Source organism: Halioglobus japonicus (genome assembly GCF_001983995.1).
Lineage (GTDB): Bacteria > Pseudomonadota > Gammaproteobacteria > Pseudomonadales > Halieaceae > Halioglobus > Halioglobus japonicus.
In genome coordinates this window covers 121,286-144,432 of record NZ_CP019450.1, presented here as the reverse complement: position 1 = coordinate 144,432, position 23,147 = coordinate 121,286, and the positions used below count along the sequence as shown (strand labels likewise).

At 59.3% G+C, this 23,147-nt stretch carries 21 protein-coding genes and 1 pseudogene; 15 read left to right on the top strand and 7 right to left on the bottom strand.

The window, feature by feature from the left end:
• Nucleotides 1-3 precede the first annotated feature (3 nt).
• Nucleotides 4-1,197, top strand: a complete 1,194-nt coding sequence (locus BST95_RS00680; protein WP_084197745.1) for a tetratricopeptide repeat protein — start codon at nucleotides 4-6, stop codon at nucleotides 1,195-1,197.
• On the opposite strand, the gene BST95_RS00675 is transcribed toward BST95_RS00680, so the two are convergent.
• Nucleotides 1,191-1,580 (bottom strand): PPOX class F420-dependent oxidoreductase, encoded by a 390-nt coding sequence (locus BST95_RS00675; protein WP_084197744.1) that lies wholly within the window; start codon nucleotides 1,578-1,580, stop codon nucleotides 1,191-1,193. The two genes, BST95_RS00680 and BST95_RS00675, sit on opposite strands and share 7 nt — an antisense overlap.
• Nucleotides 1,581-1,694: 114 nt before the next feature.
• Between BST95_RS00675 and BST95_RS00670 the strand changes: the two genes are divergently transcribed.
• From BST95_RS00670 to BST95_RS00655, 4 genes are all read left to right on the top strand, one after another.
• Nucleotides 1,695-2,642 (top strand): SDR family NAD(P)-dependent oxidoreductase, encoded by a 948-nt coding sequence (locus BST95_RS00670; RefSeq protein WP_084197743.1) that lies wholly within the window; start codon nucleotides 1,695-1,697, stop codon nucleotides 2,640-2,642.
• Between the two features lie 13 nt (nucleotides 2,643-2,655).
• A complete protein-coding gene (locus BST95_RS00665; protein WP_205737306.1) occupies nucleotides 2,656-3,198 on the top strand; it encodes a lipid-binding SYLF domain-containing protein in 543 nt (180 codons plus the stop codon).
• 138 nt (nucleotides 3,199-3,336) lie between these two features.
• The gene (gene asnS / locus BST95_RS00660) at nucleotides 3,337-4,734 is read left to right on the top strand and encodes an asparagine--tRNA ligase (protein WP_084197742.1); all 1,398 of its coding nucleotides are present in this window, start codon (nucleotides 3,337-3,339) and stop codon (nucleotides 4,732-4,734) included.
• A gap of 145 nt (nucleotides 4,735-4,879) precedes the next feature.
• Nucleotides 4,880-5,206: a hypothetical protein gene (locus tag BST95_RS00655; RefSeq protein WP_084197741.1), complete on the top strand. Its 327-nt coding sequence runs from the start codon at nucleotides 4,880-4,882 to the stop codon at nucleotides 5,204-5,206.
• A 4-nt stretch (nucleotides 5,207-5,210) separates the two neighbouring features.
• Here the strand turns inward: BST95_RS00655 and BST95_RS00650 are convergent, their stop codons facing one another.
• Complete coding sequence (locus BST95_RS00650; RefSeq protein WP_240500240.1) at nucleotides 5,211-7,049, bottom strand: ribonuclease R family protein; 1,839 nt, start codon at nucleotides 7,047-7,049, stop codon at nucleotides 5,211-5,213.
• Nucleotides 7,019-7,204 (bottom strand): hypothetical protein, encoded by a 186-nt coding sequence (locus BST95_RS20220; protein WP_240500239.1) that lies wholly within the window; start codon nucleotides 7,202-7,204, stop codon nucleotides 7,019-7,021. The genes BST95_RS00650 and BST95_RS20220 overlap by 31 nt, the downstream gene beginning before the upstream one ends.
• Nucleotides 7,205-7,715: 511 nt before the next feature.
• On the opposite strand from BST95_RS20220, the gene BST95_RS00645 reads away from it, so the two are divergent.
• On the top strand, nucleotides 7,716-9,161 hold the full coding sequence (locus tag BST95_RS00645) for a PhoH family protein (protein ID WP_084197740.1): 1,446 nt from the start codon (nucleotides 7,716-7,718) through the stop codon (nucleotides 9,159-9,161).
• 30 nt (nucleotides 9,162-9,191) lie between these two features.
• On the opposite strand, the gene BST95_RS00640 is transcribed toward BST95_RS00645, so the two are convergent.
• Nucleotides 9,192-10,214, bottom strand: coding sequence for a hypothetical protein (locus tag BST95_RS00640; protein WP_146004263.1), 1,023 nt, complete (start codon nucleotides 10,212-10,214; stop codon nucleotides 9,192-9,194).
• Nucleotides 10,215-10,260: 46 nt separating this feature from the next.
• On the opposite strand from BST95_RS00640, the gene asd reads away from it, so the two are divergent.
• Nucleotides 10,261-11,112 carry an archaetidylserine decarboxylase gene (gene asd, locus BST95_RS00635; RefSeq protein ID WP_084201004.1) on the top strand — a complete coding sequence of 284 codons (852 nt, stop codon included), beginning with the start codon at nucleotides 10,261-10,263 and terminating at the stop codon, nucleotides 11,110-11,112.
• A 1-nt stretch (nucleotide 11,113) separates the two neighbouring features.
• On the opposite strand, the gene rsgA is transcribed toward asd, so the two are convergent.
• Nucleotides 11,114-12,124 (bottom strand): small ribosomal subunit biogenesis GTPase RsgA, encoded by a 1,011-nt coding sequence (rsgA, locus tag BST95_RS00630; protein ID WP_084197738.1) that lies wholly within the window; start codon nucleotides 12,122-12,124, stop codon nucleotides 11,114-11,116.
• 131 nt (nucleotides 12,125-12,255) lie between these two features.
• On the opposite strand from rsgA, the gene orn reads away from it, so the two are divergent.
• Nucleotides 12,256-12,819: an oligoribonuclease gene (gene orn, locus BST95_RS00625; protein WP_084197737.1), complete on the top strand. Its 564-nt coding sequence runs from the start codon at nucleotides 12,256-12,258 to the stop codon at nucleotides 12,817-12,819.
• Nucleotides 12,820-12,839: 20 nt separating this feature from the next.
• Here orn and BST95_RS00620 read toward each other — a convergent pair whose 3' ends face one another.
• Both BST95_RS00620 and queG read right to left on the bottom strand, forming a co-directional pair.
• Entirely contained in the window at nucleotides 12,840-13,679 is an 840-nt protein-coding gene (locus BST95_RS00620) for an REP-associated tyrosine transposase (RefSeq protein WP_084197736.1), read from the bottom strand.
• Between the two features lie 148 nt (nucleotides 13,680-13,827).
• Nucleotides 13,828-14,886 carry a tRNA epoxyqueuosine(34) reductase QueG gene (queG, locus tag BST95_RS00615; protein WP_084197735.1) on the bottom strand — a complete coding sequence of 353 codons (1,059 nt, stop codon included), beginning with the start codon at nucleotides 14,884-14,886 and terminating at the stop codon, nucleotides 13,828-13,830.
• A 40-nt stretch (nucleotides 14,887-14,926) separates the two neighbouring features.
• Between queG and BST95_RS00610 the strand changes: the two genes are divergently transcribed.
• The 7 genes and pseudogenes from BST95_RS00610 to hflX all read left to right on the top strand — a co-directional run bounded on the left by BST95_RS00610 (nucleotide 14,927) and on the right by hflX (nucleotide 23,064).
• A complete protein-coding gene (locus BST95_RS00610) occupies nucleotides 14,927-16,408 on the top strand; it encodes an NAD(P)H-hydrate dehydratase (protein WP_084197734.1) in 1,482 nt (493 codons plus the stop codon).
• Nucleotides 16,405-16,878 carry a tRNA (adenosine(37)-N6)-threonylcarbamoyltransferase complex ATPase subunit type 1 TsaE gene (gene tsaE, locus BST95_RS00605; RefSeq protein WP_268245016.1) on the top strand — a complete coding sequence of 158 codons (474 nt, stop codon included), beginning with the start codon at nucleotides 16,405-16,407 and terminating at the stop codon, nucleotides 16,876-16,878. Before BST95_RS00610 ends, tsaE begins: the two co-directional genes overlap by 4 nt.
• Before the next feature lie 40 nt (nucleotides 16,879-16,918).
• Entirely contained in the window at nucleotides 16,919-18,238 is a 1,320-nt protein-coding gene (locus tag BST95_RS00600; RefSeq protein ID WP_084197733.1) for an N-acetylmuramoyl-L-alanine amidase, read from the top strand.
• 156 nt (nucleotides 18,239-18,394) lie between these two features.
• Nucleotides 18,395-20,245 carry a DNA mismatch repair endonuclease MutL gene (gene mutL / locus BST95_RS00595; RefSeq protein WP_084197732.1) on the top strand — a complete coding sequence of 617 codons (1,851 nt, stop codon included), beginning with the start codon at nucleotides 18,395-18,397 and terminating at the stop codon, nucleotides 20,243-20,245.
• 93 nt (nucleotides 20,246-20,338) lie between these two features.
• Complete coding sequence (gene miaA, locus BST95_RS00590) at nucleotides 20,339-21,322, top strand: tRNA (adenosine(37)-N6)-dimethylallyltransferase MiaA (protein WP_084197731.1); 984 nt, start codon at nucleotides 20,339-20,341, stop codon at nucleotides 21,320-21,322.
• 151 nt (nucleotides 21,323-21,473) lie between these two features.
• Nucleotides 21,474-21,722, top strand: coding sequence for an RNA chaperone Hfq (hfq, locus tag BST95_RS00585; protein WP_066052834.1), 249 nt, complete (start codon nucleotides 21,474-21,476; stop codon nucleotides 21,720-21,722).
• 71 nt (nucleotides 21,723-21,793) lie between these two features.
• Nucleotides 21,794-23,064: pseudogene (gene hflX / locus BST95_RS00580) on the top strand (ribosome rescue GTPase HflX).
• Nucleotides 23,065-23,147: the final 83 nt, after the last annotated feature.

Here is a 23,147-nt window from a genome sequence, read left to right as displayed (position 1 = left end):
GGTATGCGCCCAACACTGCATGAATACACTCGGCTGCTGTCGCCCGCGAGAGGGTGGAAAGGGCTGTTTTTTGCGGTTGGTGCCAGCCTGCTAGCCGCCTGCACGACCGCCCCTCCGTCATTATCGCAGTTGGAACCTATCCAGCTCACCGGCACTTTGATGACAGTCGATGAGGCTGTCTCCTCAGCGGTGACCCCGGATCTACTGGCGCTCGATGACGACATGCGCGAGTTTGTGGCCACCTATGCCGGTGATGATATGGGCAGGCGCCAACGGCTGCGCTCATTGCACCGCGCGGTATCCGGCCCTGCCATTCTCGGTATGGAGTACGACCCCGCTGCCGAAGGCACCGCCATTGAGGTGTTCCACCGCGAGACCGCCAACTGCCTGTCTTATGCCAACATGTTCGTGGCCCTGGCCCGCGAGTCGGGGCTGGATGCCAACTACCAGTGGGTGGAAGTCAGGCCGCAATGGACACGTATGGGCGAGCGCATTGCAGTTCGCATGCATGTGAATGTCGTGGTGAAGATGAACCGTGACGAGCGCTACATGGTGGACATCGACCCGCTTCCCTCGCGCGATTTTGCCGGCTCTCAGGAAATGACTGATCAGGATGCGGCGGCGCTCTATCACAACAACATCGCCATGGATGCGCTCTATCGGGATGAGTTGGAAATGGCCTGGGCTGAAGCCGTGCGTGCGCTGCAGCTGGCCCCGAAAATGCCCCAGCTGTGGGTGAATATTGGCGCAGTCTATCGACGTGCCGGCCAATACGATGCCGCGGAGGCGGCGTATTTGCAGGCGCTGGAGCTCGACAGCACCGAGCGTTCGGCGATGAATAACCTCTTGGTGCTGCACCAGATCACCGGCGATACCGATAAGCGCGCGCATTGGGAAAAGCGGGTGGACCTGTATCGCGACCGCAACCCCTACTATCACGCCTGGCTGGGCGATATGGCGGCGGAGGAGGGCGACTGGCGGCAGGCCAGTGACCACTACCAGTACGCCGTCGGGCTGCAGCCGGAAGACGCCAACCTGTTATTTGGCCTGGGACTGATCTATGAGAAGCTTAGCGAGCCCAAGGCCGCTATGCGCTATGTGCAGCTGGCCCTGGACAAGTCGTCAATCATGCGCGAACGCGAGCTCTATCGGGTTAAGCTCGATGAGCTCAACCGGGCGCAAATGGCCGTTTACTGAGGGATCTCAACGCGTATATAGGCGCGCTTGTCTTTCTTACCCGTCAGGCCCGACAGTAAATCAGTAATCTTCATGCTTAGGCCGTACTTTTTGTGCAGGGCGTTTAGTGCCGTGTCGATATCTTCCGGTGACTCCAGCAGGTACGCCTGCGTGTCCATAAATTCGCCCTTGAGTTTGCCGGAGACAGTACACGGCGCCAGACGCGCTTCGCTGAAATTGCGGAGCCGTTTCACCTTGCCGGCATCCTCGGCGGAGAACAGGTAGTAGTAGCCATCCAGCGGCGCAAACCATACGGGCGTGGCCACGTAGTCACCGGAGCGTTTCAGGGTGGCAAAGCTCACGTATTTGCCTGCCTCCAGTTGTTTGATCTGTTCTTTACTCACGTGCTTCCCTTGTTATTGAGATTGTTTTCGGACACAAGTAATTGGCCCAAGCGACCATTAAAGCGCTATTGTGCCGGGGCGACAATCATTGGTTAACCCCAGAGGAGACAGTCCATGAGCCAGTTCGACCACACTTCCACCACGAATGACGTTATCGCCGATATTAATCTGCACGGGAAGCGGGTTGTCGTAACAGGTGCCTCCTCGGGGCTGGGTGTTGAAACAGCACGGGTGATGGCAGCTGCAGGAGCGGCGGTTACGTTGGTGGCTCGTGATCAGGATAAACTGGCAACCGCCCTGGCGGGTTTGCAGGAAGCGGTGCCCGGCGCAACATTTGATGCCGCCATAGCCGACCTTGCCGACCTCGACAGCGTGCGTACCGGCGCGGCAGCGATTCTGGCGCATGCGCCGCAAATCGATATTCTGGTGAACAACGCTGGCATCATGGCCTGCCCTTTGCTGCGCACCGCCCAGGGGTTTGAGATGCAGTTTGGCACCAATCACGTGGGCCACTTCCTGCTGACGTCGCTGCTGATGCCGGCGTTGTTGCAGGGCGCCCCGGCGCGCGTTGTCAATCTCAGCTCGGCGGCACACAAGTTTGCCCCCGTGAATCTCGAAGACCCCAACTACCAGCAACGCGACTATCAGAAGTGGCAGTCCTACGGCGAATCCAAAACAGCTAACGTGTTGTTCAGCGTGGGCCTGGAACAGCGCTTTGGCGCGCGCGGTGTCCACGCTCTTGCGGTACACCCGGGGATGATTGCCACGGAACTGGGCCGCCACATGGACCAGGCAGATTTTGAAATGATTGCAGGCGACACCGATCCCGCAGACATGCCCTACAAATCCATTCCTGCCGGTGCGGCCACTAGCGTCTGGGCCGCCACCTCACCTGAACTGGCAGGGCGGGGCGGGCTCTACCTCGAAGATTGTCATATAGCCGAGCCGGCTGCCGGTGATTCTCGCGGTGGTGTAGAATCCTACGCACTGGACGCGCAAGCCGCCGATCAACTCTGGTCGCTGACTGAGGAATTGATCGGCGAGGCGTTCGCCACCGGCTGATCCTGGAGGTCTTGTGAAGCACGCCCATCTGCTGACCACGCTGTTCGTCATTCTCATCTGCCTGAGCGCCCCGCTGCGCGCGGATTCGGTAGAAGAAATCAACGCCAAGAGCATGAATGCGCTGGTCGTGTTACGCGATTCAGTGGAAGGGGCAGGAGACTTGCTGCAGGAGGCCGTTGGCGTCCTGGTGTTTCCGGATATCGTTAAACTCGGTTTTGGCGTTGGCGGCCAGTACGGTGAGGGGGCCCTGTTTATCGACGGTAAGCCCACCTACTACTACGCCACCGCCGGTGCGTCTTTCGGCCTTCAGCTAGGGGGCGTCACCAAGTCAGAAGTGATTCTGTTCATGACCGACGAGGCGCTGCAGCAATTTCGCGGCAGCCGCGGTTGGGAGGTGGGCGTCGACGGCACCGTCGCCCTGTTCAAGGCCGGCGCCGGCACCCGTGTCGACAGCCGCACCGTGCAATCCCCGGTCGTCGGCTTTATCTTCTCCAGCGAAGGCCTCATGGCCGACCTATCCCTCGAAGGCGCCAAAATCACCCGCCTCGCCCGCTAACCCTGGGGTCAGGTCTCGAATTTCTCAGACAACCCCGGGGTCAGCCACCGCTTGTCTGAGAAATTCGAGACCTGACCCCATGGTTTGGCTGGGGGTTTCTAGTATGCTCCGCGGCTTTAGTGCCTCGGAGAATCCGCCATGTCTACATTCACTACAGTTGCTGCCGCCCTCAAGGGCGAAATTGCCACCGGCACCCAGGTGACGGTAAAGGGCTGGCTGCGCAGTAAGCGCGATTCCAAGGCCGGTATTTCATTTCTGGCCGTGCATGACGGCACCGCCTTTGACGCCATTCAGGCGGTGGTACCCAGCACGCTCGACAATTATGAGAGCGAAGTACTGAAAACCGGCACAGGGTGTTCCGTAGTGATCAGCGGTGAACTGGTTGAGTCCCAGGGTAAGGGCCAGTCCGTGGAAATTCAGGCCTCGGCGGTGGAAGTGGTTGGTTGGGTGGATGACGCGGAAAGCTACCCCATTGCCAAAAAGCGCCATACCTTCGAGTACCTGCGCACCCAGGCGCATCTGCGCCCGCGCACCAACACTTTTGGTGCCATTACCCGGGTGCGCACCACCCTGGCCAACGCCATTCACAACTACTTCCACAGTAACGATTTCAATTGGATTAACACGCCCATCATCACCGGCAGCGACTGTGAAGGCGCCGGTGAACTGTTTCGCGTGAGCACCCTGGATATGGCTAACCTGCCCAGAGCCGAGCAGGGCGGTGTGGATTACGGCCAGGACTTTTTCGGTAGCGAGGCGTTCCTCACTGTATCTGGCCAATTGGAAGTGGAAGCCTACTGCCTGGCCATGAGCAAGGTGTACACCTTCGGTCCCACCTTCCGCGCCGAGAACTCCAACACCAGCCGCCACCTGGCCGAGTTCTGGATGGTAGAGCCGGAAATTGCGTTTGCTGATCTCGATGACGACGCCGACCTCGCCGAAGACCTGCTCAAGCATGTGTTCACTCGCGTGCTCGAAGAGCGCGAGGATGACATGGCCTTTTTCCAGCAGCGTATCGATAAGACGGTTATCGACCGGCTTCGCGCTGTGATCGACAACAGTTTCGAACGCATGAACTACACCGATGCGATCGAAATTCTCCAGAACTGCGACAAGAAGTTCGAGTTCCCCGTGGAGTGGGGCATTGATCTCGCCTCCGAGCACGAGCGCTACCTCGCCGAGGAGCACGTGGGCCGCCCCGTGGTACTGATGAACTACCCCAAAGACATCAAGGCCTTCTACATGCGCCTCAATGACGATGAGAAAACCGTCGCGGCCATGGACGTCCTGGCTCCGGGAATCGGCGAGATTATCGGCGGCAGCCAGCGTGAAGAGCGCCTGGATGTGCTCGAATCGCGCATGGACGCCGAGCTCAAGGAAGAATTGTGGTGGTATCGCGACCTGCGCCGCTACGGCACCGTGCCACACGCGGGCTTTGGTCTCGGGTTTGAGCGTCTGCTCAACTATGTGACCGGCATGGAGAATGTGCGTGACGCCATTCCCTACCCTCGCACACCGGGAAATGCGCATTTCTGACCAAGTTTTTGTCGGCTGTTGCGCGACAGTTGGTTAATAAATGATCGCTTAATGCGAAATATTGCCTAATATTTGATCAGTGGGGCTCTGGAATTCGCCCATAATCAAATAGACGAACCATGAAACGCCATGGGCCGAGGCAGGCATGAAGCATTCGCACAAGAATATGGATGGCAGCGGAATATCCGAAATGGCCATTGTCGACACCTTTACTAAGCTGATTTTTGGTGAGGAAGACCGCTACTCCCATCGGGAGCTGCGTATTATTCAGGCGTTTCGATCGGTGGATACGAATGTGGTGCTTGACTCACACCGCGATATGGGTGCTTATCTACGCGCGCTGGGTGTGCAGGAAATGATTCGACTGGTTGCCCGGGTGCAGCAATGGCTCGCCAATGACGAGCCGGTGGTCCCCGAAGCGGGTGTGATGAACCAGTCCGGTGATGGCGCCCTCGGGCGCCAGGTGCACTAGCCGCCTAGTCCTCGGCTTTTTTCTCTTTCGATTCCTTTGGCGGTTTCAGGCCGCAACCTTCCACCAACGAAAAGCTTGCCTGGTACTGATTGGCCGGGTCTACTCCGTCAAAGTTCACTTCCACTTCGTGATCCAGCGCGAAGCGGCGAGTGGTGCTGGTCAGGCTGGCTGTCCACTTGTCGTAGCTGAACTTCTCTGGATCTTTGCGCAAATCCACAAACCCATCCAGCCCGGAATCGAGCAGCCGCACGTTAAAGCCGGAGCTGTTCACGTGGGTGATCTGGGCCTTGAAGTTGGGCTTGGTCTCGCCTTCACACTGTCGGGTCAGGTGCTTGCCTGCCAGCCAGCGCTCGGCTTCGAGCGTGGCGGAGCGAGCAATGGTTAAGCGTTCACCCAGCTTGTCCAGAGTGGCTTGTTCTACCAGGTTGCCTTCCTCGCCGTGCAGTAGCGCCTTGATCTGCAGGTGCACCAGGAAATCTGCGTACTTGCGCAGCGGCGAGGTGCAGTTGCTGTAGTGCTCCAGCGCCATGCCCATGTGTGGACCGGGTTCGGCCGTAAACTGGGCACGGGTGAGCAGGCGGTTCACCATGCCACGAAGTGGCAAGCTCTGGTCCGGTTTGGAGAGGGTGCGCATGATGTCCCGGTAACCGGTGACTTCTTTGGGGTCCAGTGCAGTGGTGTCCGGTACATGCATCTCGAGAAACTTTTGGGTTTCCTCGATCCGGTCGCCGCGAAAGCCGGGGTGGGTCACAAATGGCCCGCTCGCGCCTTTCTCTGCGAGAAAACGCGCCGCACAGCGATTAGTGGCGATCATGCATTCTTCCACGAGCTTCTGCGACAGCATCTTCTCGAAGGGCTCGATGTGATCAATCTGCTTGTTGTCACCCATGATCCAGCGGTACTCGCGCCGGTCTTCCATCACCAGGTGGTTCTCTTCGCGGTGCGTGCGTAGCGCGCGATACAGCTGGTACAGCGCTTCTAGCGGTGTGGCGTGCGACATCAACTCGTCGTCCTGGCCGGTGAGGTAGCGGTCGACGTTGTAGTAGGACAGCTTGGCCCGGGAGCGGATGGTCGCTTCCATGAATTCGTATTCGCCGACTTCGCCATCGTCGCCCACGTGGATCTTGCACACCAGCGCAGGGCGATCGGCGCCTTCGGACAGCGCGCAGGTGTCCTGCGAGAGCTCTTCAGGCAGCATCGGCAGTACGTCGCCGTGAAAATACACCGAGGTGCCGCGCGAGGCGATGTCACGGTACAGGCTGGAGTCGGTATCGATATACGACGTCGGATCGGCAATGGCCACGAACAGATTCCAGCCGTTGTCGACCACTTCGGCGTAGAGCGCGTCGTCGATGTCCTGGGTTTTGGCGGCGTCGATCGACACGAACTCCAGGTCCGTCAGGTCGCGGCGCCGCTCATCATCCAGCGGCTTGCACTCGGCCAGCTGCTTTTCGAGATCCTTGCGGCTGCTGCTGCCCCACTCGGCCGACAAGTGGTACTTGGCCATGCTGTACAGGTTTTCAATGCCGGGGCTGTCTTCGTTGCCCACCACGCCCAGAATCTTCGCCTGCGGCTTACCGTCGCGAATTGGGTGACGCAAAATGGCGCAGCGCACGTAGTCGCCTTCTTTCACGCCGTTGCGGGCGTGAGGCGGAATAAACAGCCAGCGGCGCAGCTGCGGCAGATCGGGTTCGACGAACATTGCCTTGCCCTTGCGCACACAGCGGCCGGTAAAGTCACCGAGGGGGCTGTCGATCAGCTTCTCGATGTCGGCAATGGTCTTGTTGTCCTTGGCCGGGCGGATGCAAACCCTTACCCGGTCGTCCGGGAAGGCTTTGAGCATCTCATCGGGGGAATAAAGACTTCCCGGCCGTCATCCAGAATGGCAAACCCGTAGCGGGCCTGGGTGCCCTTTACCACGGCCTCGGCGCGCTCCTTTTCAGCCTCCATCTGGGTTTTGAGGCCTTTGAGCTGGGCGAGAGAGTCCTGGTTAAGCATTCAGAGGGGTTCTTAAAATCAATAAATCAAGCCGCCTATCGTAGCTGAAAACCGCCTCCCTGTCAGGAAATAACCCTGGGGTCAGGTCTCAAATTTCTCAGACAGCCCTGGGTTCAGGTCTCAAATTTCTGAGAAACTTGAGGCAGGGCCCCGCAGGTGTTGACAGCGTGGGGATTCCGGTTTGTAATCGGTATCAAGGCTGTAGAAACAACCTCCCGGTTGGATGTGTATTTTGAATGACTCCGGGACGCAGGGCAGGTGAACATTTGAGCCCATACGCGTCGATCAACAAGCGCACCAGCGCTGCCACTGAGCCCCTCGAGCTCCGGCCTTCTTCGCGCTTTCAGATAGCCACTTCTCTCACCCAGTATCACAACCCTCGCCGAACGCAGAAGTCGGCCACTCTCACGGAAACACCACAACCAGCAGTGCCGCGCACTGGCCCATCCCGTGCGCATCTATCGCAAGACTTCCGACCATTACCCAGTGAACACCTCGTGAGGATTCCTATATGGATTCAGGCTCCACCCTGCGCGTAGAAAAGACACCCACTCAACTCAAGCCCGTCGTTAAAAAAACGTATGTTCTGGACACCAACGTCCTGCTCCACGACCCCACTGCGGTCACGGCTTTCAAGCACAATCACGTGGTCATTCCCATGACCGTTCTCGAAGAACTCGACCATATCAAGGACCGCCGCGACAAAACGGTCAGCCGCGAGGCGCGAATAGCGATACAAATGATCGACAAAGTGGTGGACGCCGCGTCGCCACAGGAAATTCAGGAGGGCGTTGAGGTGCCGGGGTCCGAGCTCGAGGGGATGGGCTCTGGCACCCTGGCCATTTACCCAGACCAGCTCATTACCGATACCTCTGATATTCCCTTCCTGGATGGCACTCAGGATCAGGCCAACGACAACCGCATCATCAACGTGGCCCTCAAGTTGCAGGCGGACAACCCTGGCGAAACGGTCTGCCTGATCACCAAGGACATCAACATGCGCATCAAGGCCAAGGGGTCGGGTCTGATGCATGTGGAAGATTATCGCCGCGACCGGGTTCTCGACGATATCGACCTGCTGGCCAAGGGCTACGAGCACATTGAAGGGGATTTCTGGTCCAACATTAGCGAGGTGGATACCCTGCGTGAGGGCGATATGACCCTGCACCGCATTCCCCGCGAATCCATCCCCTATGCCTACCCCAATATGTTCCTGCACGATGATCAGGAGTTCATGGCATTCGTGAAACGGGTCGACAAGGAGTACGTGTACCTGCGCTGCGACAGCCGCGACAACCTGATGCACAAGCGCTTCTGGGGCCTGGCGCCGCGCAATCTCGAGCAGGCCATGGCGATGTCGCTGCTCAATGACGACAGCGTGGATATGACCGTGATGACCGGCCCCGCCGGCTCTGGCAAAACGTTGCTGGCCCTGGCCTACGGCCTCCACGCCATTCTCGAGCAGAAGAAATATTCCAAGCTGATTGTGGCCCGTTCCACGCCACCGATTGCCGAGGAAATCGGCTTTTTGCCCGGCACCGAGGAAGAGAAAATGGCTCCCTGGCTGGCGGCCTTTGATGACAACCTGGAGATTCTCCACGGCACCGACGAATCCTGCCACGGCAGTATCGACTACGTGAAAGAGCGGGCGAACATACAGTTCAAATCGCTCAACTTCATGCGCGGCCGCTCCTTCAATAACGCCTACATTATTATTGATGAGAGCCAGGGTCTGACCCAGTTCCAGCTCAAGAGCGTGATCAGCCGCGTGGGCGCCGATTCCAAAATTGTGGTACTGGGAAACCTCGCCCAGATTGACAACAAGTACATTTCACCGCTCACCTCGGGACTCACCTACCTGGTGGAAAAGAGTAAGCGCTACCCGCATGCAGGCATCATGCACGTGAACGGCATCGTGCGCTCGCGCCTGGCGGCGTTTGCGGAGGAGAATCTCTAGTCAGGGTGTGAAGTGGGGCTGGGCTGCGGCCTAGTCCCGCTTCTTTTTGGAGAAGTCGCGCGCCAGGTGAATTTCCAGGCGCAGCATGATTTGCCAGGCGACCTCGCGGTCTTCCTCGTATTCCGGCTGGCGGTAGTTCAGCGTGGGCTCTACTTCAAAAAACAGGAAATCCCGGTACACCTGGCGGCGCCAGAGTGTGCCAATGGTGTAATTTTGTACATAGGATTTCGGCTTTGTTTCGCCGCGCACGGTGACGAAGTGATTCATCGCCAGCGGACGTTCGGTGTCGGGCCAGAAGCGCTGGAACAACGACAACCGGGTGCGCCACTCAACGCCGTCGGTTTCCTCACCCCACTTGTAGCGGTTGCTCCAGCGGATTACGTCCTCGTTTTCCAGTGCCTGGTACAAATCCAGCTGGCCGAGGGTGAAAAACTGCTCGTCGTTATCCCACTGCACGCGCTGTACGTAGCGATAGCTGCGGCCTTCGCGAATATCACCCTCGTTTCGAAAGCGAATGCCGGGTTTGGGCGCGCCAGAGGACCAGCTCAAAGTGCCGTCCAGGCGCGATCGTCTACTCTCGCGCACGTTCACGTTGAGTGAGATTTTGTCTTGATCGCCGCGTTCTTCGCGGTCGCCGTCGGCGGTGTCGTCGTCGCTGAACAGCAGGTTTACGCGCTGGCTGATTTTGGGCAGCTGAACCTTACCGCGCAGGCGAACGCCAAAATCGTTGCCGTCTTCCTGGTCCCACTCGTTTTCAAACTCCAGCCGCAGGAAGGATTCTGCCTTCTCCAGGTCGTAGTTCGAATCGCCAAAAAAGTCGTCCATCCATTCCACCAGCGCCTGAGCAGATTCAGCGGCCGCGGTGTGAGAGCTGTCAATCCAGTTGGCAGGCGGTTCGCCCCCGTCGGTGGTTGCCGTGGGAACGGGGGTGTCGCTGAACTCTGGAATCGCCTCGGGCGAGGCGGTTTTGTCAGGATCGGGGCTGTCGACAGCAGGTGCCTGGGCCATTGCCACTGTGGGCAACATTACCAGCAATGCAAGCCAAATCTTCACGCCATTGAATACCGCGTTTCCCCTGATAAGCGATACACTACGCCTCATGGACAAAATTTTCATCTTTTTGCAGTATATCGTGCCCCAGCATCTCCTGTCGCGGATGACCGGCTGGCTGGCGGAACTTGAACACCCGGTCTGGCTCAAGAGCTGGGTCATCGGCCTGTTTATTAACCATTTCAAGGTGGATATGTCGGAGGCCGCCGAGCCCGATCACGAGAAATATCCCAATTTCAATGCGTTCTTCACCCGGCCGTTGCTGGAAGGTGCGCGGCCGCTGGCATCGGCGGATGTCGTCTGCCCGGCCGACGGCGCGATCAGCCAACTGGGGGATATCGTTGGCGGGCGAATCTTTCAGGCCAAAGGCCAGGACTATTCAGCTTTTGAACTCCTCGGTGGCGATGCCGAATGGGCGGAGCGCTTTGCCGGCGGCAAATTTGCCACCATCTACCTTTCGCCCCGTGACTATCACCGCGTGCATATGCCGGTGGCAGGGCGCCTGCTGGCCACCACTTATGTGCCCGGCGATTTATTTTCGGTAAATGGCACCACCGCAGAAAATGTCGATCGCTTGTTCGCCCGCAACGAGCGATTGGTGTGCTATTTCGAAACCGGCTTTGGCCCTATGGCCATGATTCTGGTGGGTGCGATGGTCGTAGCTGGCATTGAAACCGTGTGGGGCGGCCAGGTCGCACCGCCGCCGAAGACACCGCAATCCCAGCGCTTCGACGGCCAGGTAGATCCGGTTGAGCTGGCGCGCGGGGATGAAATGGGCCGCTTCAAGCTGGGCTCCACGGTCATCTTGCTGTTCCCGGAAAACAGTGTGGAATGGGATGAGCAATACCAGGCAGGTACATCGACCACGCTGGGCCAGGCTTTGGCGAGCGCCGTCGACTGATCTACTGGTTCAGGCTGGCCACAATGTGCCGGTAGCTGTGCAGGCGCTCATCGCTGATGGCGCCTTGCTCCAGCGCTTCCAGAATTGCGCAGCCCGGCTCTGACTCGTGCTGGCAATCGCGAAACTTGCACGTACCCAGCCAGGGCCGAAACTCCCGAAACCCCTGCTCAACTTCCTCGCGGCTCATATGCCACAGGCCGAACTCGCGGATGCCGGGTGAATCGATCAGGCTACCTCCGCAATCGAGGTGAAACAGCTGGGCCGTTGTGGTGGTATGCGTGCCCTTGAGGGTGTTCTCCGACAGCGCACCGACGCGTAAGTCGGCCTCCGGGAGCAGCGTGTTCACCAGCGACGACTTGCCCACGCCGGACTGTCCGACAAAAACACTGGTTCGCTCGCGCAGCGCATCCTGTAGCTGCTCCAGGCCGCCTGCTTTACTAGAGGTATGCAGAATGCGGTAGCCGAGCTCCGGATAACCCTCCAGCAACATGTCCATGAGCGTCTGTTGGGCCGGGTCCTCGGCCAACAGGTCTGTCTTGTTCACCACCAGCACCGGTTCAATGCCCACCACTTCGCTTGCTACCAGGTAGCGGTCCACCAGGTTGGCATGGGGCTCAGGGTAGGGCGCTATTACAATCAGGATCTGGTCAATATTGGCCGCCACCGCTTTCAGCTTCCCGTGAGGGTCGGGCCGCGACAGCACGCTGTCGCGCTCCAGTTGCGCCACCACCACACCGGTGGGCTCACCTTCGCACCAGACCACTCGGTCGCCGGTGACCAGCCCCTCGATATTGGCGCGAATATGGCAGCGCTGCACCGCGCCCACACCGGACTCCACAGCCACCTGCGTGCCGTAATGAGCGATCACGGTGCCTTCCTGTTCAGGCCCCAGTTCACCGCCCGCCAGTGACTCTTCCGCCACCTCGGCACGCCGCGCAGCCCGCTTGGCCCGCTCCTGCTGAATTTTCTCGACCCGCCAGGCCTGTTGCCGGCTGAGTTTACGCTTGGACATGCCGCCATTATTGAGCCCCCGCCCCCTCCCGACAAGTGATAAACTCCCAACCACGGGGTCAGGTCTCAAATTTCTCAGACAACCATGGGGTCAGGTCTCAAATTTCTCAGACAAGCAACAAAGGCAAGCGCATGCCGGACGCGAATAATCTGATTTGGGTCGATCTGGAAATGACCGGGCTGGACCCCGACAATGATGTGGTGATCGAAATTGCCACGATTGTGACTGACAGTGACCTGAACACCCTCGCTGAGGGCCCGGTGATAGCCATTCACACCAGTGATGAGCGCCTGGATGCCATGGACGAGTGGAATACCACGCACCACACCCGCTCAGGGCTGGTGGACCGGGTTCGTGCCAGCGTCCACGATGCCGATGGCGCGACGGATGAAACCATCGCCTTCCTGCAGGAATGGGTGCCCGAGAATGCGTCCCCCATGTGCGGCAACACCATCTGCCAGGATCGCCGCTTTATGGCGCGCCATATGCCGCGTTTGGAAGCCTACTTCCACTACCGCAACCTGGATGTGAGCACGCTGAAAATTCTCATGCAGCGCTGGCGCCCGGATCTGGAAGGCGGCTTTCGCAAAACCGCCACCCACCTGGCGCTAGATGACATTCGCGAGTCAATCGACGAAATGCGCTACTACCGCGAGCACTTCCTGCTGCTCACCACCTCGGGGTCCAGTCTCTAATTTCTCAGACAACCCTGGGTTCAGGTCTTATTTGTATGATTCGGTGACGTTTTGCGCGTCACGATGTACCCAATGGTTGATGGGTGTAGCCCAAAGCGTGCGGCAAGTTGCCGATAAGTGTACGCGCCTGACGCGTGTGCCTTTCGAATAGCGTCATTCCTGCCGGATGTATTTCTTTCTACCTTGGGTATTGTTGGTGCCGGGGGGCGACACTGCACCTTGGGCACACCGGCTTCATGGTGTGGCGCACAGCGTTGCACCTGGGCAATAAATGCGTCATCCCCTAGGTAAATCTGTTGGTTCAGCTTGTCCCAGATAGGGCGCTCGATTCCGCGGAGCACGAACTGCTCAAACGCACTGTTGTTTCCTTCGAACCTGCCTAGCAGCGCCTCCTGGTGCAGCCAGTGGGGTGCGGGCGTCGTGCCAAACGTGGCCTGATAGCTGCTCCATGACCACCGCGCCGGGTGCGCAATCAGCCCCGCTCGCACAGGGTTGAGCAGGATGTATCGCGCGACTTCCAGTAGATAAGCCTGACCGTCGACGAGAATCGATTTGTACCGCCCTTGAAACACATGCCCAACCCGCTCGTGGCGTCTGTTGGTAGCTTGGGTAAATACGCCATTGAGATGCCGCATCCCGCGCGACAAGTTTGCGTTAGGGGTTCTGACCAGCAAATGGTAGTGGTTACCCATCAAACAATAGGCGAACACTTGCCATTGGTAGGTGTCAGCGGCATCTCCCAGCGTGTTGAGGAAAATATGTCGGTCGCGATCGTCCTCGAAGATTGACTGCTTGCGGTCACCGCGGGAGGTGACGTGATAGAGCGCACCGGGAAATTCGATTCTAAGCGGTCTGGCCATAAGCGTTTGCCTAGTTTTTCAAATACCCTAGCCTGACGTGAGATGCTCGCGCCACGTCACATCCAGCCAAATTTCATCAAGATACTCCAGACCCGGCCTCAGGCTTGTCTGAGAAAAATAAGACCTGACCCCAGGGTTGTCTGAGAAATTAGAGACCTGACCCCAGGGTTTTGAGGGCCCAGGCGATGTGCTCGCGGACGAGGGGGGAGGGGTGGCCGCTGCGGTGTTTCAGGGCGCTGATGGCGGCTGGGCTGGCAGGGCCGTTGCCCAGGCCAATGGCCAGGTTGCGCAGCCAGCGCTCGTAGCCGATTCGGCGGATCGCCGAGCCTTCGGTGCGAGTGAGGAACGTCTCTTCATCCCATTCGAACAACGTCACCAGGTCCGCTGATTCCAGACCGTGGCGCGGTTTGAAATCGTCCTTGTCTGTGGGTTGAGCGAATTTGTTCCAAGGGCACACCAACTGGCAGTCGTCACAGCCGAACACGCGGTTGCCCATGAGCGGCCGCAGCGCTTCGTCAATCGAGCCGTGGTGTTCAATGGTGAGATAGGAAATACACTTGCGGGCGTCGAGCTCGAAGGGGCCCACGAAGGCGTCCGTGGGACAGGCTTCCAGGCACGCTGTACAAGTGCCGCAGTGTTTGCTGGGTTGCGGCGGGTCGGCCGGCAATGGCAGATCGGTGTAGATCTCACCGAGGAAGAACCAGGAGCCAGCGTCGGAATTGATCAGCATCGTGTTTTTGGCAATCCATCCCAGCCCCGCCTGCTCGGCGATGGCCCGCTCCAGCACCGGGGCGCTGTCGACAAACGCGCGGTAGTGACCGCCACCCGCTTTCTCCTGGATGTATTTCGCCAGCTGCGACAGACGCTTGCGAATCAACTTGTGATAATCACGCCCTAGCGTATAGCGAGATATATAGGCCTTTTCGCTACTGGCCAGCACGTCTTCGGCGCCGGCCTCCGGTACGTGGTAATCCATGCGCAGCGACAGCACCCGGCAGGTGCCGGGCACCAATTCGTCGGGCCGTGAACGCTTCGTGCCGTGCTTGGCCATGTAATCCATGCTGCCGTGGTACCCGGCATCAAGCCACTTTTGCAGATAGGCTTCGTGCTCCGCCAGATTCACGTCAGTCACGCCCAATTGCTGGAAACCCAGTTGCGCCGCGTGGGCGCGGATATCGGCGAGAAGTTGTGAAGGCTGATCAGACATGTGGGTATAATTCTCCCACAACTCAGTGAGGACAACACCGTTGGATTTAAGCTACGCCGACAGGCTCTACACCGCCGAGCAAACTCGCGCCCTCGACCGCAGTGCGATAGATGGCCATGGCGTTCCCGGCATTACCCTGATGTCGCGGGCGGCCCATGCCACGTTTGATGCCATGCTCGACCTCTGGCCAGAGCCGGAACAGTTACAGGTGCTGTGCGGCACGGGAAACAACGGCGGCGACGGTTTCCTGATTGCTGATCTAGCCCACAAGCGAGGTATTCCTGTCGTCGTCTATCAATTGGGTGACGCTGCCAAAATCAGTGGTGATGCATTACTGGCGCGCCAACAGGCCGAGGCCAATGGCGTGGATATTCAGCCCTTTGAGGATACCCAGCTCATCCCATTGGGCATTGTCGTAGACGCCATGCTGGGCACCGGCCTCGGAGGCGATGTGCGTGGCCCCTATGTCGAGACAATCGAAACAGTGAACGCGGTGGGCGCCCCCGTAGTGGCCGTCGATATCCCCTCCGGGCTCTGCGCTGATACTGGCCGCGTGCTGGGCTGTGCGGTAGTGGCGGATCTCACGGTGACATTCATTGGCATGAAACGTGGCCTGTTCACCGCCGCGGCGCCTGACTATGTCGGGGAGCTACAGTTTGACGACCTGATGGTGCCCCCTGAGATCTATCTGCAGGTGGATGCCGGCGTGTTCGGCCTCGACGTTACCGAACTGCTGGAGACTTTGCCGCAACGGCCGGCCAATGCCCATAAGGGCATGTATGGCACGGTGTTGGTCGTGGGCGGTGACTACGGCATGGCTGGAGCTGCAGCACTGGCCGCAGAGGCCGCACTGCGCTGCGGGGCTGGGTTGGTGCAGGTGGCAACTCGGCCAGAGCACGTGTCTGCTCTGGTGGCGCGCGCGCCCGAAGTGATGCCCAGAGGAGTGGAGTCGGGCGATGATCTGGCGCCCATGCTCGCCGCCGCTGACGTTATTGTGGTGGGCCCAGGCTTGGGTCAATCGGACTGGTCCCGGTTTCTCGCCCAGGCGGCGCTCGCCAGTGGCAAGCCGCTGGTGCTCGATGCCGATGTACTGAATTTACTCGCTGCCGGCGAGCTCACATTAACCGGCACCGACCATATCCTCACCCCGCACCCCGGGGAGGCTGCGCGGCTTTTGGACTGCGCCAATGCCGAAGTGCAGCACGATAGATTTGCCTCCGCCCGCGCCTTGCAGGAAAAGCTGGGCGGCGTGGTTGTGCTTAAAGGTAACGGCACCCTGATTACCGGCACGGGTCCCATCATGCTGTCAGATTACGGTAACCCTGGCATGGCCAGTGGTGGTATGGGTGATGTTCTCAGCGGCGTCATCGGCTCGTTCGTTGCCCAGGGTTTGGAATTTGATGAAGCTGCGGCCCTCGGTGTGTGCCTGCATGGCGCCGCGGCGGATCTGGCTGCCGAGGACGGCATGCACGGCTTAATCGCTTCTGACCTCATGCCTTGGCTGCGGGAGTTGCTCGAGTGAGAGAGCCTTATCTGCAGCTTAAAGCCCCCGATGAAGACGCCATGGTGCGGTGCGGCAAGCTGCTGGCGCGCGCGATAGAGCCCGGCACCGTCGTACACCTGGTGGGTGATCTGGGTATGGGCAAAACCACCCTCAGCCGCGGCATCGTGCAGGCGCGCGGCCACAAGGGCGCGGTAAAGAGCCCCACCTACACGATTGTCGAACCTTACAATTTCGGGGAACTAAATCTCTACCACTTCGATCTATATCGTCTGGGGGATCCCGAAGAGCTCGAGTTTATGGGGATTCGTGATTACTTCACCCGCGACAGCATTTGCCTGGTGGAATGGCCAGAGCTCGGCGCAGGTGTTTTGCCCCCGGCAGATTTAGTGATTAACATAGACCGTGACGGCGCCGGCAGGCGACTGCAGGTGCACTCCAATACCGATCAGGGCAACAGGGTGTTGGAAAGACTGCGTCTGGCTCTTTGAGCCACGAGACATAATAAGTACCTCAAGGTGCGGGAGTGACATGGACAGGGCGTGGATCGGGGCGACCCTAAGTTTTCTGGTAGCGGCAACGCTTGTGGTATCGACGGCAAGTGCGGCTGACGTCAAGGACGTGCGCCTGTGGCGCGCGCCAGATCATACCCGTGTGGTATTCGACCTAACCGGCCCGGCCGATCACAAGCTCATGGTGCTGAGTAACCCCTCGCGTATTGTGCTGGATGTGGAAGACACTCGCCTGCGCACCGATTTCTCCGACCTCAAGCTCGATAACACACCCATCCGCCAGGTGCGCTCCGGCGTGCGTGACGGCGACGACCTGCGCGTCGTGCTCGATATCAGCGCCGCAGTAGATCCCCGCAGCTTTGCGCTTAAAGCCAATGACCAGGCCGGCGACCGCCTCGTCCTCGATCTCTACGATAAAGGCACGCAGGCCAGCAAACCCGTGGTGAAAAAATCCGCCACGGCGGCGGGCAAGCGCGACATTATCATCGCCATCGACGCGGGCCACGGTGGGGAAGACCCTGGCGCACTAGGCCCCGGCAAGCGCCGCGAAAAAGACGTGGTGCTGGCCATCTCCAAAGAAATACACCGCCTGTTCAAGGCCGATAGTGGCTTCACGCCCACGCTGATCCGCAGTGGCGACTACTACATCAGCCTGAAGGGCCGTCGCGATCTCGCCCGCAAACGCAAGGCTGATCTGTTCGTGTCCATCCACGCCGATGCCTTCACGCGCAAAGAGGCCAACGGCGCCTCGGTGTACGCGCTGTCCACCCGCGGTGCTACCAGTACAGCCGCCCGCTACCTGGCCCAGCGCGAAAACGCGGCTGACCTTGTCGGCGGCGTCAGCTTGTCAGATAAAGACGACATGCTCGCGGGCGTATTGGCCGACCTTTCCATGACTTCAACTCTGGACGCCAGCCTGCAGGTGGGTTCTCAGGTATTGGGGCACATGGGCGGCGTCGCCCGGTTACACAAGAAAAACGTGGAACAGGCCGGCTTCGCGGTGCTGAAATCACCGGATATTCCCTCCATCCTTGTGGAAACCGGCTTCATCTCGAACCCGGGCGAGGCCAAGAAACTCTCCACCCCGAGCTACCAGAAGAAAATGGCCCGCGCCATTCACGCCGGTATCAAGAACTACCTGATCGCGCACCCGCCCTCAGGCACCCTGATCGCCTACAACAAGGCCCAGGGCGGCGCTGAATACACCATTGCCCGCGGCGATACCCTGTCCGGCATTGCCCAGCGCTTTAACGTCTCCCTGGCTTCCTTGAAAAGTGCCAACGGCATCGACGGCTCTAAAATCATGGTCGGCCAAAAACTCACCATCCCCGCCACATAACCCTGGGGTCAGGTCTTATTTTTCTCAGACAACCCCGGGGTCAGACCTCATTTGTCTGAGAAAAATAAGACCTGACCCCAGGGTTGTCGGAAGCCGAGGTGTTGCGTGGCGCGGGAATCCAGTACCATCGTCTTTTGCCCTGAATATTGTCATTCCATGTCCAAGATCCATCGCTTATCGACCCGTCTAGCCAACCAGATTGCCGCTGGTGAAGTGGTTGAGCGGCCGGCCTCGGTGGTTAAAGAGGTGTTGGAGAATAGCTTGGACGCCGGCGCTACCCGGGTCGACGTCGATGTTGAAGGCGGCGGCGTGAAACTCATCCGCATCCGCGATAATGGCAGCGGTATGCCGCCGGACGATCTCCCGCTGGCCATGGCTCGCCATGCCACCAGTAAGATTGTGTCCCTGGAAGATTTGGAAGCCGTAGGCAGCCTGGGCTTTCGCGGCGAGGCGCTGGCCAGTATTGGCTCGGTGTCGAGGCTTACCCTGACCAGCAATGCCGATGAAGAAGGTAGTGGCGGCAACAGCGCCTCCTGTGAGGGGCGCGACATGGACGTGGTTGTTAAGCCAGCGCCGCACCCGCAGGGCACCACCGTGGAAGTGCGCGACCTGTTTTTTAATACGCCCGCGCGGCGCAAGTTTCTACGTACTGAGAAAACAGAGTTCAACCACCTCGAAGAAGTGGTGAAGCGCCTGGCGCTGTCGCGCTTTGATGTGGCGTTCAGCCTGCGTCACAACGGCCGAACCATTCACCAGCTCAAATCTGGCACCAGCCAGGCGGAACAGCAGCGGCGGGTGGCCACCGTGTGCGGGCCTGCGTTTATGGAGCAGGCCATTTACGTGGAGAACGAGGTGCCCGGACTCCGTTTGTGGGGCTGGGTAGGCTTGCCGACCTTCTCACGGAGCCAGGCGGATCTGCAGTATTTCTTCGTTAACGGCCGGGTGATTCGTGACAAGCTCATCGCTCACGCCGTGAAGCAGGCCTATCGCGACGTGCTCTACCACGGTCGCCACCCGGCGTTTGTACTCTATCTGGAACTTGACCCGGCCCTGGTGGATGTCAACGTACATCCCACCAAGCATGAGGTGCGTTTCCGGGATGGTCGCAGTGTCCACAACTTCATCTTTTCCAGCCTGCATCGGGCTCTGGCCGATGTGCGCCCGGCCGATCAACTGCCGGAAAATACTGTGGCCACCGGCGACGGCATGGCCATCAATACCGAAACCGGTGAAATCACCACTCAGTCAGCACTGACCTGGGGCAGCGAGCGCGCGCCTCTCAATGCGCCGCCGGTCAATGAACCGCGCCCTATGGGCTCAGGCTTTTTTGGAGGGTCGGGCGCCGGCGCAGCTGGCCAGGCGCAGATGGTGGCCTACCAACAAGTGCATCCACCCCTGCCCGAGCAGGAGCGCAAGGAAGATGCTCCGCCGCTCGGCTATGCGCTGGCCCAGCTCAAGGGTATATACATTCTGGCCGAAAACGCCGCCGGCCTGGTGCTGGTGGACATGCATGCCGCCCACGAACGTATTACCTATGAGCGCCTGAAAACCGCCCGCGACGCGGAAGGCATTCGCAGCCAGCCCATGCTGGTGCCGCAATCGATAGCGGTGAGCCAGCGCGAGGTCGCAATAGCGGCAGAAAATGGCGCGCTGTTTCAGCGCCTTGGCATGGCTGTGGATGTGGCCGGTGAAGAGGCACTGGTGATTCGTGAAATCCCCGTAAGCCTGCGTGATTCCGATGTTGAGCAGCTGCTCCGGGATGTGCTGGCTGACCTCATCGAGTTTGGCAGCTCTGAGCGCATCGAAGCCCACATGGATGAAATTCTGTCCACCATGGCCTGTCACGGCTCGGTGCGCGCCAACCGCCGCCTAACCGTGCCTGAGATGAATGCCCTGCTGCGCGACATGGAAGAGACCGAACGCTCAGGCCAGTGCAACCACGGCCGCCCCACCTGGACCCAACTGGGCCTCGATGAACTCGACAAGCTCTTCCTCCGCGGCCGCTAACACCATGGGGTCAGGTCTTAAATTTCTCAGACAAGCATGGTCAGGCCTCTCGTGTCTGAGAAATTTAAGACCTGACCCCAAGGTTGTGGGCGCATGAGCAAGCCGCCGCTGATCTGCCTGATGGGGCCGACGGCCTCGGGGAAGACAGATCTTGCCATCGCGCTCTGCGAGCAGCTCAACTGTGAGTTGGTCAGTGTTGACTCCGCGCTCGTGTACCGTGGGTTGGACATCGGCAGTGCCAAGCCGGATTATCCGCATCATCTCGTGGATATCCGTGACCCGGCTGACCCGTACTCCGCAGCAGACTTTGCGGCCGATGCCAACCGCCTGGCCGTGGAGATCACCAGCCGCGGGAAAATTCCGCTGCTGGTCGGCGGTACGATGCTGTACTTCAAAGCGTTTCTCGAGCCCATGGCGGACATGCCGCCCGCAGACCCAGCCATTCGCGCAAGCATTGAGGCAGAGGCGACAGAGCATGGCTGGCCCCATATTCACGCCGAGCTAGCCAAGGTCGACCCAGCCGCTGCGGCACGCATCCACCCCAATCATTCCCAGCGTCTGGCGCGGGCGCTCGAGGTGTACCGCGCCACCGGAAAGCCCATGTCAGAGTGGCATGAGTTGCACCAAAATAGTGCGCCAGTACCGGCCGACACCTACGACATTAAACAGCTGGTCATCTGCCCCACAGACCGCGCCGTGCTCCACCAGCGGATCGCGCTGCGCTATGAGCTGATGATGCAGGCGGGCTTTCTGGACGAAGTCAAAGCACTCCAGGAGCGGGGTGATCTCACGTCCGATTTGCCAGCGTTGAGGGCCGTGGGGTATCGCCAGCTGTGGGAGCATCTCGAAGGACAAACCAATCTGGAAGAGGCGGTCGAAAAAGGCATCGCCGCGACACGCCAATTGGCCAAGCGCCAGCTCACCTGGCTGCGCAAATGGCCCGATCTTGCATGGACATACACCGATGCAGACGGGAACCTGAAGGAATTTGTATCTCCCGAGGAACCATCGCCCGACGTCTCTGGTCTCACTACTGTGGAGGCGACCTTGAACTATTTGAACATCGCCCCCATGTAGAAATCTGCGGATGCACTATAATGTGCTCAGCGGTAGTGAGGGCCCGCCCCCTCGCTGGACGTCAAGGGGTACGCAAGTACGACACCAGCGCGGGCAGAAGGCCAGTTTTTAATTTTTTTCGGCTCGAGTTGAGCCTGCTAGGAGAGATCCCATGTCAAAAGGGCATACCCTACAAGACCCTTACCTGAATATTCTGCGTAAGGAACGTGTACCTGTATCCATTTACCTGGTGAATGGCATTAAGTTGCAGGGCCAGATTGAGTCCTTCGACCAGTTTGTCGTGCTGCTGAAGAACACCGTCAGTCAGATGGTTTACAAGCATGCGATTTCTACCGTTGTTCCCAGCCGCGTGGTGCGCCTGCCCATGCAGCATCCGCCGGAAGAGGGCGGTGACAGCTAAGAACGCCGGCCGCGGTTGTCAGCGCAGCCGCCCCCCGATTCTCCGCTGCGGGAAAGACTCCCGAGGTAAATTTGTTTTTTGATCGACCCGAGTCCGGGGAACGCGCTGTGCTCGTTCACCTCAACCTCGACAGCGAATCCGAGCGGGAAGACCCCCGCGAATTTGAAGAACTCGTGCTCTCCGCAGGAGGGGACCCTGCTGCCTACATTATGGGCTCGCGCAGTGCCCCCATCCCGGCACCTTTGTCGGCGCCGGCAAGCTGGAAGAAATTTGTGACGAAGTCGCCCTGCACGAGGCCGAGGTGGTGATGTTTAACCACAGCCTCAGCCCCAGCCAGGAACGCAATCTCGAGCAGGAGCTCAAGTGCCGGGTGCTCGACCGCACCGGTCTCATTCTCGATATTTTTGCCCAACGCGCTCGTACCCACGAGGGTAAATTGCAGGTTGAACTCGCCCAGTTACAGCATATGAGCACGCGCCTGGTCCGCGGCTGGACCCACCTCGAGCGCCAGAAGGGCGGTATTGGCCTGCGCGGCCCGGGTGAAACCCAGCTCGAAACCGACCGACGCCTGCTGCGGGTGCGTATCAAGTCGATTACCGCGCGTCTCGAAAAAGTGCGCAAGCAACGCGACCAGGGTCGCCGCTCGCGCAAGCGCCAGGAAATCCCCACCGTGTCACTGGTCGGCTACACCAACGCCGGCAAATCGACACTGTTTAACTACATTACACAGAGCGGTGTGTACGCCGCCGACCAGCTCTTCGCCACCCTGGATCCCACCCTGCGTCGCCTGGAGCTTGAGAATGTGGGCCCGGTTGTGTTGGCCGATACCGTGGGCTTTATCGCCCATCTGCCCCACAAGCTGGTAGAGGCGTTCAAAGCCACACTGGAAGAAACCCTCAATGCTGACCTGCTGCTACATGTGATCGATGCAGCCAGCGACGAGCGTGAAGACAATATTTACCAGGTGCAGGACGTCCTTCATGAGATTGGCGCCGACGAAATACCGCGCCTGGAGGTGTTTAACAAACTGGATCTACTCGAGCAGCAGCCACGTATAGATCGTAATGCCGAAGGTAAACCCGAGCGGGTATGGTTAAGCGCCGCTACCGGCGATGGCGTGGAGCTGCTCCTGCAGGCCGTCAGCGAGCTGGTGGGACAAGATATGGTCAACGAAGAACTGGAACTGGCCCCCGATCAGGGCCAATTACGCGCCGCTTTTTATGCGCTAGGCGCTGTGGAGTCAGAGAACTATGCAGACGATGGCACCGCCCACCTGCAAGTACGCCTGCCCCGCGCCGATTGGAACCGTTTAATGAAGAAAGGCCCCGAGCCTTTGTTCTAACGCCTGGGTTTCAGACAAACCTGGGGTCAGGTCTTAAATTTCTCAGACATTTAAGACCTGCCCCCAGGTTTGTCTGAGAAATC